This is a genomic window from Dawidia cretensis (genome assembly GCF_018598175.1).
GTDB lineage: Bacteria > Bacteroidota > Bacteroidia > Cytophagales > Cyclobacteriaceae > Ohtaekwangia > Ohtaekwangia cretensis.
On sequence record NZ_JAHESE010000139.1, the window covers coordinates 1 to 375 of the forward strand.

1 pseudogene is annotated in these 375 nt (G+C 51.7%); it reads left to right on the plus strand.

The features are described from left to right. Positions 1 to 375: pseudogene (locus KK062_RS30090) on the plus strand (RagB/SusD family nutrient uptake outer membrane protein); the annotation flags it as partial.

The following is a 375-nucleotide window of genomic DNA, read 5'->3' on the forward strand; positions in this document are numbered from 1 at the left end:
GTCGCAAGCCGGCGGGTATGCCATGCTGGTAGAATTATACCTCAATGCCGAAAAATGGACGGGTACCGCGCGCTGGGACGACTGTATCGCGGCTGCCGATAAGCTTATCAGCAGCTCGGCCGGTGGTCAGAACGGTGCGATGGAGCTCGCTCCCAACATTACGCATCAATTCAAGCACGACAACCATAATTCGAAGGAAGTGTTGTTTGCCATTACGTACAACACGCAAACGTCGAATAATGCACCGCCTTTTCCCGCCGACTTCTTTTATTTTGATCAAAGGGCTATTTATGGCGGAACCCGCGATGGTAACGACGGCGTCGTGCTTGTTCCCGGGGTATATACTACCTTCAATGATGACGACCTTCGTAAAAC